Raw genomic sequence first — 17,817 nt, 5'->3', positions numbered from 1 at the left:
GATTGCTGACATCTGCACCGGCGCGGTCGCGCGCGGCTGGGTTGGAGCCAGCAAAGTTTCGGGTAAAAGATGTGTCAATGAACACCGAACGCGACACGAAGCGGGCGCGGACCTCGACTGACGACACCGATCGGTCGACCATGTCGCGGACGATCGTGGGCACCGCGATCGGCAACTTCATGGAGTGGTACGACTTCGGCATCTACGGCTATATCGCCACCACCCTTGCCCAGGTGTTCTATCCCGGCAACAGCGTCAGCGCTGTCCACCTCATCGCGACTTTCGGCTCACTGGCGGCGGCGTTCGTGGTGCGTCCACTCGGCGGATTCGTCTTCGGTCCCCTTGGTGACCGCATCGGACGCAAGCGCGTGCTGATCATCACGATCCTGATGATGACGGTGAGTACGACGTCGACCGGTCTGTTGCCCACTTACCACCAGATCGGCATCTGGGCCCCAATCCTGCTGGTGCTGGCCCGCGTCTTTCAGGGCTTGTCGACCGGCGGCGAGTACGTGGGCGCCATGACCTACCTCGTCGAGCAAGCCCCGGACCGCAAGCGCGGCATGGTGGTCGGATTCCTGCCGATGGGCAATCTCGTCGGGTTCGTCCTGGCCGGCTTCCTGGTGAGCGGACTGCAAGCGTGGCTAGCGCCCGAAGACATGCTGACCTGGGGATGGCGGATTCCCTTATTGCTCGGCGCGCCGTTCGGCTTGATCGCGATCTACATGCGACTGCGACTCGAGGAGTCTCCGGCCTACACCCAGATCACCCACACCGTCGACGTGTCGAACGAGCGCGGCCTGCGCCTGCTTCGGCGCACGGTGGCCGGACAGTGGCGGCCGATGCTGATCTGTTCGGCCCTGGTCCTCACCTCCCAAGTGGCCGATTTCATGATGACCGGATACCTGCCGACCTACCTCAAAGTCGTCGTTCGGGTCGGCAACGTCGCCGGGATGGTGATGATCGTGACGACGTTGGCGATTTTGATGGCCACGGTGGTGCTGGTCGCCAAATTGTCCGATCACATAGGCGTCAAACCGGTGATGTGGACCGGATGCGCCCTGCTGATCGGCGGTTCCATCCCCGCATTCCTGCTGATCCGCTTCGGCGGCGTCTATCCGCTCATCTTCATCGGCGTACTGCTGGTCGGGCTGATGGAACTGTGCTTCGACGCCACAACACCCTCTGCGCTACCCGCCCTGTTCCCTACCCGGGTGCGCTATGGGGCATTGGCCATCTCCTACAACATCTCGATCTCGGCCGTGGGTGGCACCACTCCGCTGATCGCACAAGCACTGATATCGAGCACCGGCAACGTCATGGTCCCGGCCTACATGCTCATCGCGGCCGGTCTCGTCGGTGTGATCACCCTGCTGTTCACACCGGAAGTCGCCGGCAAACCACTGCCCGGTTCCGAGCCGTTAGGGGACAGTGGGCAGGCTGCTCGCATACCGGCCGACGAGGCCGGCTGAACCGTTCCGCTTGAGTAAACGGGCGCAATCCGCTCACGACGTGCTTACCGTCACATTTGAACCAACAGTGTACGGTCGTTTACTGTTGATTGACGGATGCGGCGGCCGCTGGGTCGCACCACTGCTTCGACCGATGTGGAAACGACGATCGACGGAATGCAACAATGACCACCCTTGCGCCAGCAACCCAGGTGAGTGCGGCCGGCCCGGAAGGTGGCGGTGCGGCACTTAACCAGGTGATCGGCTTGACCGGGGTTGCCGCGGTTCTCGCGGTCGCGCTGGTGTGGATCGGCTATCTGCATCGCAGCCGCAAGATCACTTGGCTCAACAACCTCGCTGAAGCCTGCGGCCGACGGCTCAACCGGCCGCCGTGGGTAGCGCTGCCCGTGCTGGTTTTCGCGCTCAACATCATCTTTGCGCTGTTCGGCTTCATCTGGGACGTCAGCCTGCATATCGGCAAGGGCAGGGATCCAGGGCCCTTGGCCAACCCGGCGCACTACTTCATCATCATCGGTCTGTTCCTGTTGTTCGTTGGCGGCATGCTCGCCGTGGTGTTGCCCTACGACAAGCCCGGTCCGGCCGCCGTTCGTATTACCGACAACTGGTATGCCCCGGTGGGCGGTGTGTTGATCGCCGGCTGCGGGTTCTATGCACTCGTCGGCTTCCCCCTCGACGACGTCTGGCATCGCCTGTTCGGCCAAGACGTCACCCTGTGGGGTCCGACGCATCTGATGATGATCGGCGGTGCCGGGTTGTCCACCCTGGCCTCAGTGATGCTCGAGTACGAAGCGAAGAAGGCGATGGAGCCCGGTGGGGAACCCGACACCCTCGCACTACGGCTCCGCCAGTACGTACGCTTCGGCGGACTGGTGATCGGGCTTTCGGTGTTTCAGATCGAATTCGACTTCGGCGTCCCGCAATTCCGCCTGGTGTTTCAACCCATGCTCATCGCCGCGGCCGGCGCACTCGCCCTGGTTGCCGCCCGACTGACCTTCGGGCGCGGCGCCGCGATTGTGGCGGCCGTGATGTCGGTCGTCATCCGCGGCATCGTCGCGTTGGTGGTGGGGCCGATACTGGGCGCGCCGGTCAGTTGGTTCCCGCTCTACCTCGGCCCGGCGATCGTCGTCGAACTGATCGGTTTGACTTCACTCGTGAAGCGGCCGTTGGTGTTCGGCGCGGTCAGTGGTCTGGCGGTCGGCACCGTCGGGTTGGGTCTGGAGTCAGTGTGGATCCGCGCGGTCTACCACTACCCGTGGCCGACCAGCATGTGGGGAGAAGCTCTCGCGATGGCGGCGCCGGTTGCGGTGCTCACCGGGCTGTGCGGCGCGATGCTGGGCATGGTGTTGACCGGCCGACGCTTGCCGGCGCGCAAGATCGGCATCGGTCTGGTGGCGCTCACCGTCATGGTCATCGGCGGAGCGGTCACCAACGGTCTGCAGTACCGAGTCCCTGTCAACGGCACTGCGGCAGTGCAATTGACCGACCTGTCGAACGACAGCGGGCAGCGCATGGTGAGCGCCGACATCAGAATCACTCCAGACAACTTGGTCAGCGATGACCCCGAGTGGGTGTCGATTTTGGCATGGCAAGGCGGCCTACCCAACGAGCGTGGTCTGGTGATCGACGAATTGCAGCGAGTCGGTCCGGGTCACTACCGGTCGACCACGCCAATTCCGGTGTGGGGCAGCTGGAAAGCGCTGTTGCGCGTGCACGACGGAAAAACGCTGGCGGCCGTGCCCATTTACCTGCCGGCGGACCCGGGGATTGGGGCGTCGGCAGTGCCGGCCGAGTCGTCCTCGACGCGTCCGTTTGTCCAGGAGATGACAATCCTGCAGCGGGAACGCAATTCAGATCATCCCGAGTGGCTGTGGACGGTGGGTTGCCTGATCGTCTTGATCTGCACGCTCGCGATCGTGGCGGCACTCACCTGGGGCGCAGGCCGCATCAACAACAGTGAACCCGAGCAGGGAGCCGAGCAAGAGTCGGCCCCCCGAGAACACGCGCGACAGTAGAAGGAGTTGGCCGTAACGTGCTGATAATTGCCGACATCGGCCGAGGAGCCGAAGTCGCCGTGACGCGCGGCGCAGACGTTGTGCACCAGGTGCTCGACACGACAGTGCTGCACGTGCGACGGATCGTCGGGGCGCTGACCCAGACGCTGACGCGGGTAGCGCGCGAAGCTCATGACCTGGCCTGGGACTACCAAGACGTGGCTGGCGAGCTGAGGACGTTGGACGGTCGTACCCGGCCCAAACCGGTTGCCGGAAATGGGGACTCGATCGCCGAGGTGCTGGTGCTGCCCGTCGGAGATAAACGGCGCCGCTCGTCGTGACTTTACCGCGGTCCGCTTGGCCGCCGTGAGGTCTGGCCAAACGCATAGGAACTTTCCCGTTGCTGGAACTGACTACTTCACCGACATACTCCTTTAGCCCTAGGTGGATTCAGCGGTGGAACACCATGCAGTGGAAAGCGCGTGCGCGACCGATAATTCGCAGCAGCGGGAGTCGGCGATCGCCTCGATGCCGCGCGGTGGCCCCAACGCTTCCTGGCTGGATCGTCAACTGCAGACCCAATCGCTCGAGTACCTCGACCGCGACGACGTACCGGATGACGTAAAACAGAAAGTCATCCGGATGCTCGACCGATTCGGAACGCTAACCAAGCAGCACAAGAAGTACGCGCGTGCCGCCCTGGCCGTCGTATCGGATGTGCCGAATCCCCGAATCCTGGAACTCGGCGCGGGCCACGGCAAGCTTTGTGAGCAAATCCTCGCGCTGCATCCCACCGCAACAGTCACGGTCAGCGATCTCGACCCGACGTCACTGGCCAGAATCGCCGCCGGCCCGCTGGGAGCCCATCCGCGGGCACGGACGCAGCAGCTGGACGCCACCGCAATCGACGCCGGCGATCACAGCTACGACCTGGTCGTGTTCGCCTTGGCTCTGCACCATCTGCCGCCAGCCATCGCATGTCGCGCAATTGCCGAAGCCACCCGAGTGGGGGAACGCTTCCTGGTCATTGATCTCAAGCGCCGCAACCCGATTGCGGTGCTGCTGACGACCGTGCTGATGCTTCCGATCAACGCGCTGTTCTGGTTGTGGCCAGCGACGCGACCGGCGGTGCACGACGGCTTCATCAGCTCGCTGCGCGCCTACAGCGTATCGGCGCTGCAGGCGCTCGCCCATGCCGCCGATCCCACCCTGCAAACGGATCAGTTGCCCCCGCCAACTCGCTTCGGACCGCCGTTGGTCAGCGTCGTCTATGCCCGCACGAATGGCGCGGGCCGGCGCGTCTAGGCGCCGTCGCTGGACCGATCCGGCCGTGTTGCGACCGCACGGATGAAGGCTTCGGTGAACACGTCACAACAGTCGTCCAGTGCCGGGACGGTGACGGCGGACTGCGCACTGGTCAAGCCCGGACGCATCATGCAATGCACGGCAACGGGACTCACGAGTTGTTGAATGAGCAGAGTGCGCGGTAGGTCGCGGATACGGCCGGCGGTGACTTCTTGCCCCAGCCACCGATCAAGCAGGGTGAGCATTTGCCAGGCGCCGTGCTCCGCGAGCACCTGACCACTGGGCTGCCCAGGACGCGCCAACGCATCGGTGAGAACGGCGACGATGACTCGCGGCTCTTGCAATAAGAGCCCGGCGAGCCACCGGTAGATGCGACGCACCGTTGCCTCGAGGTCAGCGGGCGAGGCGGAAAGGACATCCCCGATGTCCAGGTCGGGCAGGTAGCGGTCGTAGACGACCTGCAACAAGTCCTCTCGGCTGGCGAAGACCGCATAGAGGCTGTGCACCGAGCAGTCAGCGCGTGCGGCCACCGCCTCGAACGAGGCTGCCTCGACGCCTTTCTCGCTGATCAGTGCGGCGGCGGCGGCCACGGCGCGCAACCGCACGGGCGGGCGTCCGCCGGGATCCACCCCGGAATTGCGGACCGCGTCATCCAGCGGCCTGCGCGTCCCACCGAGTTGGCGCAGCAAGGTGCTGCGTGACACCCCCAACGCGTGAGCGATCACCACGATCGGCACGTCGGCTACGTCGCGCCCGAGGCGTTCAGCCGAGGCCAAGGTGGCCTGAACGACATCTGCCGGCACCGCATCGTCGCGTCGCGACCTGCGTCGTGACATAGCAATAAACTCGCTTTGTATATGAATTTCAAATGGCACTAGACCGTTAGCTCGTTCGATCGGTAACGTTACCGTCTACACCAGCTCACCGATAGGTCTGGCGACATTGCGGGAGGCACTTCATGACGGGTTCGTCGCTCCCCGCACCGATCATGCCGTCTGGCCGACTGTCGGGTGCGGCGTGACGGCGTATCGTCAAGAATCAGCCGAGCGTGGGTAAGACGCTGGCGCAGCGATCCGGCCGCCTGCTCGAGATCATCACCCGGCAAAGCGGGAATCTGCCCGAAACTTCCTATGGCTCATGGATTCTGGGTACCCCTGCGGAGAGCCAACAACGGCGGCGGGTGCGCCTGCAGTTGTTGCTGACCATTTTTGTGGTGTCGGCGAACTTGATCGCGATCGGTGTGGTGATGGTCGTGGTGACCGTGGCGATCCCCGAGCCCAACGTCTTCGCGCCCCGCGCACGATGGATCACAGTGGTGGCCGCTCCGGTGTACATGGTCTTAGCCCTTGTGGTGGGCTGGATCTGGGCCACCAAACGTATCCTTCACGATTTGCGGTGGGCCATCGAAGAGAAGCCTCCAACCGCTGAGGATCAACGCAACACGTTCTCGGCGCCGTGGCGGCTGACCGTGATTCCCGTCGTCCTCTGGGCGATCGGCACCGTCGTGTTCGCTATCCTCTACGGTCGGGTGGATTTCAACTACATCCCAAAGATGGTGTTCGGCATCAGCTTCAGCGGCATTGTGGTGTCGGCGAGTTGCTATTTCGTTGCCGAGTTCGCGTTGCGGCCGGTGGCCGCCCAAGCACTGCAGGCCGGCCGCGCGCCGAAGCGCTCCGGCCCCGGTGTGATGGGGCGCGCCGTAGCGGCGTGGCTGCTGGGATCGGGAGTGCCGGTCATCGGTATCGCCTTGGCCGCGGTGTTCACCTTGTCGCGGCGCAATATGACACTGTCTCAGTTAGGTGTTGCGGTCTTGTTGTTGGCCGTGGCCGCGTTCGTATTCGGCTTCTTCCTCATCCTGGTCGCCGGGTGGCTCACCGCCACGCCGGTGCGGACCGTGCGGGTTGCGCTGGAGCGCGTCGAAGAAGGCGATCTCAGTTGCCAGCTGCAGGTGTTCGACGGCACCGAATTGGGGGAACTGCAGCGCGGATTCAACAGAATGGTCGAGGGATTACGGCAGCGCGAACGCATCCGCGACCTGTTCGGCCGCCACGTCGGCCGCGAGGTCGCCGCTGCCGCAGAGAACCAAGAGATCGAGCTAGGCGGCGAGGAACGCCATGTGGCAATTGTTTTCGTCGACATCGTCGGATCCACCGAACTCATCTCCGGGCGCGCCCCCACCGAAGTCGTGGAACTGCTCAATCGGTTCTTCACCGTGATCATCGATGAGGTGAACTCTCGCCAAGGACTCATCAACAAGTTCGAGGGTGACGCGACACTGGCCGTCTTCGGTGCTCCGGTGCCCGCGACGTCGCCGGAAACCGATGCACTGGCCGCGGCTCGCACCATTGCGCAGCGACTCGTCGACGAGGTACCCGAGTGTCCCGCCGGCGTAGGCATCGCTGCCGGCACCGTGGTGGCGGGCAATGTCGGCGCGTACGAGCGTTTCGAGTACACGGTGATCGGTGACCCGGTCAACGAAGCCGCTCGACTGTGCGAGCTGGCCAAGTCCACGCCATCTCGCGTCCTGGCCGCGGCATCTGCGGTGTGCGCCAGTGAATCCGAAGAACAGAACTGCTGGGAACTCGGTGAGGAAACCAAACTTCGGGGCCGCGACGAGCCGACCCGACTGGCAAGCCCGAGACAGGCGGCGAAGCCAACCCGACAATCGCACGATGCCCAATGAAGAAAGGCGACCGGAATGCCCGAGAACGCTACACCGTCGGAGGAAAAGCTCAGCGGCCACGTCAAGGTCGCCATCATCGGAAGTGGTTTCTCGGGGCTCGGCGCCGCGATCAGGCTGGCCGAGTCGGGTCATCATGACTTCCTGGTCTTCGAACGCGGCAACGATGTCGGCGGCACCTGGCGGGACAACACCTATCCGGGGGCGGCATGTGACGTACCGTCCCACCTCTACTCGTATTCCTTTGCGCCAAACCCGAACTGGACTCGCTCCTTTTCGACGCAACCCGAGATACAGGACTACCTTCGCCGGGTCGCTCGTGACGCCGGTGTCTTGGACCGCCATCGCTTCGGTTGTGAAGTGACCAACGCCCGCTGGCAGCCCGAACACCTCCGGTGGCAGCTGAGCACCAGCCGGGGCTCGATCACCGCCGATGTCTTGGTGGCCGCGTTCGGAGCGCTGGCCGAACCGAAGCTCCCACCCATTCGCGGCATCGAGGACTTCACCGGTCAGCTTTTCCATTCGGCGCGTTGGAATCACGACGCGGACCTATCCGGCAAGCGCGTCGCGGTAATCGGAACCGGCGCCTCGGGCATTCAGATCATCCCGGCAATCGTGGACAAGGTCAGCCACATGGACGTCTACCAGCGCACCGCGCCTTGGCTGCTGCCGCGCTTCGATCGTCCTTTCACCGCTGCCGAGCGTTGGCTGTTTCGCCGAGTTCCGGCTCTCATGCGGCTGGCGCGGGCCGGCATCTATCTGGCTCGCGAGACTCAAGTGGTCGGTCTGGCGAAATCCCCCCGCTTCATGCTGCCCTTCGAACTGATCTCGCGGGGCAAGATCCGTTTCGAGATCAAGGACGCGGCACTGCGCAAGAAGGTGACTCCCAACTTCCGCATCGGATGCAAGCGGATGCTGATCGCCAACGACTACTACCCTGCGCTCGACCGCGAACACGTCGAAGTGGTCACCGACGGCATCGCCGAGATCCGCGCCGACGCTATCGTGACCGAAGACGGCACGGTTCGGCCGGTCGACGCGATCGTCATCGCCACCGGCTTCCACGTGACCGATTCACCGATGTTCCAGACCATTTGCGGCGTCGACGGGCGCAGTCTCAGCGACACTTTCGCCGAACAGGGCATGCGCGCCTACAAGGGGGCAACCATGACCAACTTCCCCAACATGTTCGTTCTGGTCGGACCCAATACGGGGCTGGGCCATACCTCGATGGTGTACATGATCGAATCTCAGCTCAATTACCTAGTTGATGCCTTGAACACCATGCAGCACAACGGATTTCGCACCGTCGAGGTCAAACCGGAGGTGCTGGACGCCTATCACGCCGAGCTGCAGGACAAGCTGGCCGGATCGGTATGGACAACCGGTGGCTGTGGGAGCTGGTACCTGGATGCTCACGGCAACAACACGACGCTGTGGCCGGACTTCACATTTCGCTTCCGCCGACAGACCAAACGATTCGATACGGACGCCTATACGACAACGCCTGTCGGTGCGGTGCCCGCGGCGGCGAGTAGTTCCACCGGTGAGACAAGCTGACAAGTGCCACGGCTTGCGACTACTTCGTCCGCTGGCCGCGCTCCTCACATAATTCGTGGTGGAAGGACTGATTGCCGCCCAGCCGCTTGGCCTGATACATCGCGGCGTCGGAGGCCGTGATGAGTTGGTCGAGCAGCGACTGATATTCGCCGTTTCCGGGATCGTCAAGGCGAGCGCAAGCGGTGCCGATGCTGGCGGTGACACCTGCGGTGGATGCCGCGATGGCTCGGCACATCTGGGCGGCTATCACGTCAGCGTTGCAACCCGCCGACGTGCCGGCGACCAGGAATTCCTCGCCGCCGCTGCGCGCCACCACGGCCTGCCCGTCGGCAGCGGCGAGTAACGCCTTCGCCACTTGAACCAGGGCGTAATCGCCTGCGGCGTGGCCGCGGTCGTCGTTGAGGGCTTTGAAGTTGTCGAGATCGATGAGCAGAACCGCCAGGTGAGCGTCGATGCCGCGACGCGCCACGATCATTCCCAGGGTGTTGTGCTGAAACGCGCGTCTGTTGAGCAGACCGGTCAACGGATCGCGGTCGGCGCGCAGCAGATCGCCGGACAAGGCGCGCACCAGAACTCGAATGGCCAGTGGTAGGGCGATGTTGACCTCCACCACCAGCCACGAATCGACCGCAGCCAAGCTGGGGTGTCCGGATTCCGCGAGCCGCACGGCCTCATAGCACCCCACAGCGGCGGCTATCGCGAAGTTGTACAACACGAACCCGGTGGTGTGAAAAAACGCGATGTACGCGCCGAAGGTCGCGAAGGCGATGCACCCGATGAGCGCGGCCAACGGATTGGGATGCGCCAAACAGGCCAGCGCGACGGAGGTGTTGCAAGTCAGTGCGAATGCCACCGACTGGGACCGTGTCGGCCAGCGCCATATCCACAGCAGCATGCCTGCCAGCCCACCGGCGATGGCCATCCACGTCATCGCGATCGACGCCGCACCGCGTGGTCCGTCCGAGCCGGCCAGCAGCGCCAGCAGACACAACACCATGGAGCCCGCAATGAAAGCCATCAGCGCCCGCGTCGCACCGCTGATCCCCCGCGCGGCCAGGTACCCGGAAAGCCAGTCGTATTGATCGGCCCGCCACCACCGGCTAAAGGTCGCGGTCATCATCGACTCTTACTCGCTCCCAATCGCTACCGGATGATTACGTCGTCGTGCTGGCAGTTGTTGCGTGTACTGAGGCCGGCTGAGCCGATTATTGCTGAGGTGCGGAGACCAGTTGGTGGATATCGCGAACTGTCAGAATGACCATAATTAACGGTGGTGTTGAGGCTGTTCTGCGGGTCGACCAGCGAAGCCGCGGGCGACGGCATTCCGTCGTCGAGGACCTGCCATTCTGGCTGACGATGGATGACACCGAATCGGTACGTCGGATCTGGCAATCATTGGGTCTGCCGGGCATGGTCGACGTGCACGTGCACTTCATGCCCAAATCGGTGATGGACAAGGTGTGGCGATATTTCGACGACGCCGGACCGCTGGTGGGGCGCCCGTGGCCGATCGCCTACCGGACCGACCAGCAGCGCCGGCTGGAGACGCTGCGTGGCTTCGGTGTCCGCGCCTTCACCTCACTGGTCTACCCGCACAAACCCCGAATGGCGGCTTGGCTCAACGAATGGGCCACCGCGTTCGCCGCGGCAACGCCCGACTGCCTGCACACGGCGACGCTGTATCCCGAGCCCGGCGTCGAAACCTATGTGCGGCGCGCGATCGATGACGGCGCACGCGTGTTCAAGGCGCACGTTCAGGTCGGCCGTTACGACCCCACAGATCCGCTGCTGGATTCCGCCTGGGGCGCCATTTCCGACGCCCGAACTCCGGTTGTCATCCATTGTGGATCGGGCCCGGCGCCGGGGGAGTACACCGGCCCGGCACCGGTGTCCGCTCTCCTCAGGCGCCACCCTCGGCTGCACTTGATCATCGCGCACATGGGAATGCCCGAATATCCGGAGTTCCTCGATCTGGCTGACCGGTATGACGACGTGCGGCTCGACACGACCATGGCGTTCACGCCCTTCGTCGAGGAAACCATGCCGTTTCCGCCGTCGGAATACCCGCGGCTGCGCGATCATGCCGACCGCATCCTTTTCGGCAGCGACTTCCCCAACATCCCGTACGGCTTCACTGACGCGATGCAAGTCCTCACCCGGTTGCCGGGCATCGATGACGAGTGGCTGCGAAAGGTCTTTTACCACAACGCGGCTCACCTGTTCGGTCTCGGTGACGGAGTCGCCAGTTGATCGGTCGCGGACCGCTGGACACTTTGCGCACGAGTTCGGCCATTGCTCGCGCATTTGAATAGATTGCCCTAAGCGATGTGTTGAATTGGTTGGTGTTTCCTCTGTACGGGCCACAAGCCGGATGGTGAGGGGTCGTGGCATAACGTGCCGATGGTGATCGGCGTAGGTTCTTATCGCGGGTCCGCGCTGCGGACCGCGAACTGGTTGATGCACCTGGCGCTACCGATGCTGGCGTTGTGGTTACTGCTGGCCCAGCCCAAAGTCGATCTGGCCTGGGACAACCGGGTGGCGCACTTTGTGCTGGTGCTATCGGCTTCAGCAGTGAGTGTGGGGTTGGGCGTCTCGATAGGCCGAGCGGCGCGCGCTCGCGATGACGCCCGCCTGTGGTTGGTGTCGTTGGTTTTCGTCACTACCGCCGGATTCTTTGGCGTGCATGCGCTGGTTACCCCTGGCGTACTGGTGGACACATCCGACGCGGACTTCATGCTGCCGACGCGAATGGGCTTGGTGCTGTCCGGTCTGATCGCGCTGGCCTCGGCGATCACCTTCAATCCGGCCAGAAATGCCCGGCTGTGGCAGTTGCGCCGCGGCCTGTCCATGCTGATCGGGGCACTGATGGCGTCCTGTGCGGTGGTGGTCTACCTCGGTTTGCTTGACCGACTCCCGGACCAAGACCGGGTAGAGGGTGTCGAGCAGGACGCGGCCCTAGTTGGTTGTGTGCTGTTCGCATTAGCGGCCCTCGCCTACTTCCCGGTCTACCGGCGGCGTCCGGCCGTGGTCCTGATGTCGGTGCTTACCTCATTCGTGTTATTGGCCGAGGCCTCGGTGGCGTTGGCGCTCGGGATGAGCTGGCACGCCTCATGGTGGCTGTGGCACTTGTTGATGACGACGGCTTTCTGCTTCATCGCCTACAGCGCAAGGGTTCGGTTTCATCAGGAAGGTTCGGCGCGCGGGCTTTTTGACGCGCTCGCGACCCGACAGACGATCGCGGAGTTGCGCCGCGACTACGCCGCGGCGCTGGAGGCGATGGTCGACCTGCTGCAACGCCGGGAGCGTGGCGAACGGGTGCCGCCCGGCGCCGTCACCACCCGACTTGCCGACCGGTTCGGGTTGACCGAGCAACAGGTGGCTGTGTTGAAACGTGGTGCCGAAGCGCTTGGTGCCGAACGGGAGCGGGTGCGCAAGCTGGGCCGGCTGGTCGCCGTCGGTCGCGAATCCAGCGTTATCCAGGACGAGGACGTCTTGCTTGACGCGGTGGTTTCTGCCATCAACGATGCCTTCCCCGACGACCAGGTTCGACTGGGTCTCGTGCACGCCGGCGAGCTTCGTTTCGAGGACGACCCGGCCGGCGAGATCGCCGGATCCGGTTCCTTCACAACCGATTCCGATCAGCAGGCCGATGCCATGCAACTTCCATTGATGGTCAAGGGCCAGGTTGCCGGGGTGATCACGGTGCGACGACCGGGTGGCACGTTCACCGATGCTGACGTCGCACTGCTGCGTTCGTTCGCGACCCAATCTTCGATCGCGTTGGAGAACGCCCGCCTGTACCGTCACCTCGACGGACTGTTCCGCAGTTACATGTCGCCGGCGGTCGCCACGGCACTGCTGGCCGACCCGGACCAGGCCGGGTTGGGCGGCGCACTTACCGAAGTAACCGTATTGATGGCTGACCTGCGTGGCTTCACCGCGTTCACCGAAGCTCATTCACCGGAGCAAGTGGTCACCATGCTCAACACCTACTACGGAGCGATCGTCCCAGTCATTCTCGACGCCGGCGGCACGGTCACCCAATTCGTCGGCGACGCCATGATGGCGATCTGGGGCGCGCCGGTGCGCCAGCCCGATCATGCGTTGCTGGCCGCCCGAGCCGGACTTGCACTGCATGAGGTGGTCGAGCAAGCCGCCGCCGGACATCCCGACTGGCCACGCTTTCGGGTAGGCATCAATACCGGGCCGGCCGTGGTCGGCAACATCGGTGCGGCGGAGATGCGCAATTTCACCGCTATCGGCGACACGACGAACCTGGCGGCGCGACTGCAAAGCCTGGCCCGGGCGGGTCAGGTTGTCGTCGGGCCCGGGACCGTTGCCGCGCTCGGCCCCGCCGCCCGAGTGAGTGAGCACGGATGGGTGCGGGTCAAGGGCAAGCGGGACCCGGTGCGCGTCTGTGTGCTGCACGAGGTACACGAGTAGCGCGTCCGGCACGGGCTGACGCTCAGGGCAGCGTCGACGGTAACGCCGGAGTCCAGTGACCGAGCACGTCGTTCACCGCGATCCGGTTGTAGGCAGCCACTGTGGTGGTGTCATTACCGGGTTCGGCGACACCGATCCTGACCTGGCCGTTGTACTCGACCATCACGAAGTTTTCGTCGCTGATACCCATTGCCTGTCGGAACGTTTCAGCGTCCTCTTCGTCGGTCGCCCGTAGCGTGATGCGCTTGAGTCCACCAGATTCGACGACGCGATAGGTCAGGTTAGCCACGGGTGTATCCGATTGCACGGGGCGAAGGGCGGCGTGGCCCGAACTGTCCAGGTCGAGGCGGGCGGTGCCGGCGAAGTTCGTATACCGTGCGCCGTGCGTGACCGCCGTAGCTATGTCGGTGGCCGGTGCGGAGCAGTCCGGCGACGTGTCGCAGCTGTATACCGTCGCCGGTTCTTCCGCGCCGGTGTTGGCGTTGCGGCCTCGGCGGATGGTGTAGCGCGGGTCAGCTGCGAACGTTGATTCGACGTAAACCCTCGCCCCGTGACTGAACGTGGCCGCTTGCACCGACTGCGGGAGCGGGCCGCCATGGGCGAGAGCTGCTTCGATCCCGTCCACTAGCGGGCGCCCGCCGAGTTCTTGGTAGCTGTAGGTGAGGTAGCTAGTTGCGGAGTCGGCCATGACTTTCGCGGTCGGCCAACCCCTACTGCCGACCGGTCCCAGCGACAAGGCTGGGGCGCGGCGGGAGTCAGCCATCGCTGCTGACTCGGCGACCACACAACCTCATCGTCGGCAATTGCTTGCCACTCATTGCGCGGACTCAACTGGTAGGCGCCGGTCTGCACGGATGAGCCGTCGGCTGCCACCTGGCGGCGGTAACCGGTGATGACGACGAAGTTGCCTTGCATCAACGCGTCCAACTTGACCTGTGAGCGAAGGAAGTAAACGCCGTCCCGCAGGACCCGCATCGGATCTGCGTCGAGGACGAAACCGGGTTCCAGTTCCGGCTGGGGGATCGTCACCGGCGTGTCGGGTCGCGGCGCTCTGGCGCGATTGTCGAAGGGCCATGTCCCACATCCAGCGACGACGGTGACGGCCAGCAGTGCCAGAGCTCGGGTCGCTGCGCGCAGGAGCATCACAGGCAGCTTGTCCCTCACTTCCCTACGATAAGCTCAAACCCACTGTCAGCAGGACCAATTCGCGCACCCAGCCCGCTCCGTCGGGCGCCGATCCCTCGTGGTGTCCACCGCCGCTTGTTCGGCCAGCCCGGCGCCGCCACCGACCGCGCGATTCAATGTCGGGCGACGGGGTAGATATTCGCTATGAATCTGCATGATGCTCTCGGCAGCGTTGAAGATGTCGAGGTTCTGGACCCGCCTGCCCGCGTTGCTTCTCGCGTTGCCGGACGGCTGATCGGCGGGGGACGCCTGGCCAAGGCCCTACGCGGCTCCTGGCTCGGTCACCCGGTGCACCCGCTGTTGATCACGATTCCGATCGGCACGTGGATGACCTCAGCGGTCTTCGACATCGTCTTCAAAGACGTGACCGCCGCCCGCCGGCTCCTGGCCGTCGGACTGGCCGCTACCCCACCCACCATTGTGGCCGGGTGGGCCGACTACACGCTGCTCAACCGGCGACAACAGCGGGTGGGTCTGGTGCATGCCGGATCAAACTTCGTGGGCGTTGTGCTGTTCTGGCTGGCCCATCGGGCTTACCGGCGCGAACGCACAGCGGCGGCACGCGCGTTCACCCTGCTGGGCCTGACCGCGATCAGCGTAGGCGGCGCGCTGGGTGGTCACCTCTCCTATGCCCAGGGCGCCGGCATGTTCCGATGGCAACCACTGCGCGCCGTCACCAACCGCAGCCCCATCGAATACCGACGCGCTGCTTGACCGAATCAACGTAATTCGGCGCTGATATAGCTGACCGCGTTACGAAATTCGGCGAGGACCTCGTTGTCGGGTAACTCGAAGCCCTGCTCGGCATAGAGCCGTTCGGTGGCATATTCGGTGATCGTCCAGCCGGTGGCCGTCAGATGCTCACCGGCCGGCCGGCGCGGACCGGCCCATACCAAGTCCGCGACATCGATATCGAGCCCGTGCTTGCGCCAGGCACTGCGCATAGCCCGAGCGCGCTCGTCACTGAACACGCTCATGTCGGTGATGTTTTCGGTGGCCAGCCGGCTACCCGGCGCGCTGAGCGCGGTGATGTTGTCCAACAGCCGGTCTTGGGCGTCCGGCGGCAGGTAGGGCAACAAGCCTTCGGCAATCCACGCGGTGGGCGCGGTCGTGTCAAAGAAGTTGTCGCGCAACGCTTGAGGCCAGTCATCACGCAAATCGACACCCACGGCACGGCGTTCGGCGGCAGCCTCGGCGCCGATCTGAGCGAGCGTGGTGCTCTTGAACGCGACGACCTCGGGCTGGTCCACCTCGAACACCACCGTGCCGGCAGGCCAGGCCAGTCGATAAGCGCGTGCGTCGAGCCCGGCAGCCAAGATGACGGCCTGGCGTATCCCGTCGTCGGTGGCGGTGCGGAAGAAGTCGTCGAAGAACCTGGTGCGCACCGTGATCTGCTCACGGCGCTGTTGCAGTGTGAACGGCACCTCTTGATCACTGTCAAACGGAATCTCGCCGTCGAGCATGCGGGTGAAGAACGGGTGCCCGACCGCCCTCACCAGCGGTTCTGCGAACCGGTCATCGAGCAACGGATCTGGCTCCCGAGAGGCCAACGCCCGAGCGGAGGCCACCATTGTTGCGGTCGCTCCCACGCTCGAGGCCAGATCCCAACTGTCTCCTTCGCTGCGAGCCGAACCAAGCGACGACACCGGATGCTCCTTCCCCCGACTGCGGCCGAATCAAGCCGGCCCTGACCATGCATCGTACGTTTTGCCGATGCGGGTTTCAGTGCCTGGCGCGGATGAACTGCCTCAACGCCGCTTCAAACCTTCCAGCAGTTGTTGGACAGCGGTGTGAATGTCTCGACGGAGCCTGCGGCGCTGTGCCGGGGAAGACTCCGCGAGAGCAACGCCGGCGTGGGTGATCATCCCAGTCAGCAGTTGCGCCATGGCGTCGACAGGAGTGTCGGGTCTGAAGATGCCCGCCTGGATTGTGCTGTTGAGTAGCGCCTTGACGTTGCCGTAGGTGTATTGATCTTCGCATTCCCGCCACCTTTTCCACCCGAGCGCAATCGGGCCCTCCACATAGATCAGCCGGCCGACGACTGGGTCGACGCATGCGTCGAGCGTGACATCTAGGGCGGCTTGCGCACCCTGCCACAGATCATCTGGATGCTTGGCGATCGCCGCCAGCACCCTGCGTTGCGCCTCCTCGTCACACTGCTTCAACACCGCTTCGAACAACGCACGCTTGTCCGGAAAGTGGTGATATACCGCACCTTTGGTGACTCGGGCGGCTGCGGCGATATCGGTGATCGAGGTTGCCGCAAAGCCGTCTCGGGCAAATGCCGCTGCGGCAGCAGCCAACAACGCCTCACGCGTCTGTTGGGCATATTGCTCGCGGCGGGTCTTTACGTCGGCCACAGCGGTGAGCATAGCCGCCATCAGCACATCACATACCGCAGGTATGCGAAGAGATCGGGCCGGGCTATAAGCATCAAGCTTGTTGACATATATCAGCCTAATTGATATAAAGGAAGACATGACTCAGCCGACTCAAGAAATGTTCGAATCCGCCTACCAGGGCACGGCTCCCGAGATGGGCGAGGGCGCCCGGCCCCCATGGAGCATCGGTGAACCACAACCGGAGATTGCGGCACTGATAGCTGCCGGCAGGTTCCACGGGGACGTGCTCGACGCGGGCTGTGGCGAGGCGGCGGTGTCGCTGTTTCTGGCCGAACACGGTTACACCACGGTCGGGTTAGACCAGTCACCCACCGCGATTGCCCTGGCGCGCGAGGAGGCCGCGCGACGTGGCCTTTCCAACGCCACCTTCGACGTGGCGGATATCAGTGACTTCACCGACTACCCCGCAGGATCGGAAGGTCGCTTCGGCACGATCGTCGACAGCACGCTGTTTCACTCGATGCCGATCGAGCTACGCGACGGCTACCAGCGCTCGATCGTGCGCGCTGCCGCGCCCGCAGCGTCCTACTTCGTTCTGGTGTTCGACCGAGGCAGCATGCCCGCCGACGGACCGGTCAATCCGGTCACCAAGGAGGAGCTGCACGAGGTCGTCTCCAAGTATTGGGTGGTCGACGAGATCCGGCCGGCGCGCATCCACGCCAACGTTCCCGACGACTTCGTGACGAACTTCGAGGCCTTCGCCGGTGCCGACATCCGCGATGAGGGCAACGGCCGCAAGTCCCTGCCCGCCTGGTTGCTCTGCGCCCACCGTGGCTGAC

16 protein-coding genes are annotated in these 17,817 nt (G+C 64.1%); 10 read left to right on the top strand and 6 right to left on the bottom strand.

Going from position 1 to position 17,817, the window contains the following annotated elements; genetic code table 11:
- Nucleotides 1-140: 140 nt before the first annotated feature.
- The 4 genes from A9W95_RS17135 (at nt 141) to A9W95_RS17120 (ending at nt 4,768) form a co-directional block, all read left to right on the top strand.
- On the top strand, nt 141-1,472 hold the full coding sequence (locus A9W95_RS17135; RefSeq protein WP_067415194.1) for an MFS transporter: 1,332 nt from the start codon (nt 141-143) through the stop codon (nt 1,470-1,472).
- A gap of 164 nt (nt 1,473-1,636) precedes the next feature.
- The gene (locus tag A9W95_RS17130) at nt 1,637-3,484 is read left to right on the top strand and encodes a hypothetical protein (protein WP_067415145.1); all 1,848 of its coding nucleotides are present in this window, start codon (nt 1,637-1,639) and stop codon (nt 3,482-3,484) included.
- Between the two features lie 17 nt (nt 3,485-3,501).
- A complete protein-coding gene (locus A9W95_RS17125) occupies nt 3,502-3,804 on the top strand; it encodes a hypothetical protein (RefSeq protein ID WP_067415143.1) in 303 nt (100 codons plus the stop codon).
- Nucleotides 3,805-3,991: 187 nt separating this feature from the next.
- Nucleotides 3,992-4,768 carry a class I SAM-dependent methyltransferase gene (locus tag A9W95_RS17120; RefSeq protein ID WP_067415191.1) on the top strand — a complete coding sequence of 259 codons (777 nt, stop codon included), beginning with the start codon at nt 3,992-3,994 and terminating at the stop codon, nt 4,766-4,768.
- Here the strand turns inward: A9W95_RS17120 and A9W95_RS17115 are convergent.
- A complete protein-coding gene (locus A9W95_RS17115; RefSeq protein WP_067415140.1) occupies nt 4,765-5,604 on the bottom strand; it encodes a TetR/AcrR family transcriptional regulator in 840 nt (279 codons plus the stop codon). The two genes, A9W95_RS17120 and A9W95_RS17115, sit on opposite strands and share 4 nt — an antisense overlap.
- Nucleotides 5,605-5,816: 212 nt before the next feature.
- Between A9W95_RS17115 and A9W95_RS17110 the strand changes: the two genes are divergently transcribed.
- Together A9W95_RS17110 and A9W95_RS17105 are read left to right on the top strand one after the other, a co-directional pair.
- A complete protein-coding gene (locus tag A9W95_RS17110) occupies nt 5,817-7,451 on the top strand; it encodes an adenylate/guanylate cyclase domain-containing protein (protein WP_067415137.1) in 1,635 nt (544 codons plus the stop codon).
- Between the two features lie 15 nt (nt 7,452-7,466).
- Nucleotides 7,467-9,008, top strand: coding sequence for an NAD(P)/FAD-dependent oxidoreductase (locus A9W95_RS17105; protein ID WP_067415134.1), 1,542 nt, complete (start codon nt 7,467-7,469; stop codon nt 9,006-9,008).
- Between the two features lie 19 nt (nt 9,009-9,027).
- On the opposite strand, the gene A9W95_RS17100 is transcribed toward A9W95_RS17105, so the two are convergent.
- Nucleotides 9,028-10,125: a diguanylate cyclase gene (locus A9W95_RS17100; protein WP_067415131.1), complete on the bottom strand. Its 1,098-nt coding sequence runs from the start codon at nt 10,123-10,125 to the stop codon at nt 9,028-9,030.
- Nucleotides 10,126-10,364: 239 nt separating this feature from the next.
- On the opposite strand from A9W95_RS17100, the gene A9W95_RS17095 reads away from it, so the two are divergent.
- Complete coding sequence (locus A9W95_RS17095; protein ID WP_067415189.1) at nt 10,365-11,258, top strand: amidohydrolase family protein; 894 nt, start codon at nt 10,365-10,367, stop codon at nt 11,256-11,258.
- Between the two features lie 150 nt (nt 11,259-11,408).
- Complete coding sequence (locus A9W95_RS27525; RefSeq protein ID WP_067415126.1) at nt 11,409-13,451, top strand: adenylate/guanylate cyclase domain-containing protein; 2,043 nt, start codon at nt 11,409-11,411, stop codon at nt 13,449-13,451.
- Between the two features lie 22 nt (nt 13,452-13,473).
- Here A9W95_RS27525 and A9W95_RS26915 read toward each other — a convergent pair whose 3' ends face one another.
- A complete protein-coding gene (locus A9W95_RS26915; RefSeq protein ID WP_156746248.1) occupies nt 13,474-13,740 on the bottom strand; it encodes a hypothetical protein in 267 nt (88 codons plus the stop codon).
- A gap of 335 nt (nt 13,741-14,075) precedes the next feature.
- Complete coding sequence (locus A9W95_RS17080) at nt 14,076-14,615, bottom strand: hypothetical protein (protein ID WP_156746247.1); 540 nt, start codon at nt 14,613-14,615, stop codon at nt 14,076-14,078.
- A gap of 165 nt (nt 14,616-14,780) precedes the next feature.
- Between A9W95_RS17080 and A9W95_RS17075 the strand changes: the two genes are divergently transcribed.
- Entirely contained in the window at nt 14,781-15,350 is a 570-nt protein-coding gene (locus tag A9W95_RS17075) for a DUF2231 domain-containing protein (protein WP_067415117.1), read from the top strand.
- A gap of 5 nt (nt 15,351-15,355) precedes the next feature.
- Here the strand turns inward: A9W95_RS17075 and A9W95_RS17070 are convergent, their stop codons facing one another.
- Complete coding sequence (locus A9W95_RS17070; protein WP_067415114.1) at nt 15,356-16,282, bottom strand: SAM-dependent methyltransferase; 927 nt, start codon at nt 16,280-16,282, stop codon at nt 15,356-15,358.
- Between the two features lie 102 nt (nt 16,283-16,384).
- Nucleotides 16,385-16,996 (bottom strand): TetR/AcrR family transcriptional regulator, encoded by a 612-nt coding sequence (locus tag A9W95_RS17065; RefSeq protein WP_067415186.1) that lies wholly within the window; start codon nt 16,994-16,996, stop codon nt 16,385-16,387.
- Between the two features lie 118 nt (nt 16,997-17,114).
- On the opposite strand from A9W95_RS17065, the gene A9W95_RS17060 reads away from it, so the two are divergent.
- Nucleotides 17,115-17,816 carry a class I SAM-dependent methyltransferase gene (locus A9W95_RS17060; RefSeq protein WP_067415110.1) on the top strand — a complete coding sequence of 234 codons (702 nt, stop codon included), beginning with the start codon at nt 17,115-17,117 and terminating at the stop codon, nt 17,814-17,816.
- Nucleotide 17,817 lies beyond the last annotated feature (1 nt).

Source organism: Mycobacterium sp. 1423905.2 (assembly GCF_001673155.1).
Classification (GTDB): domain Bacteria; phylum Actinomycetota; class Actinomycetes; order Mycobacteriales; family Mycobacteriaceae; genus Mycobacterium.
This window is presented reverse-complemented; position numbering and strand designations above follow the sequence as displayed.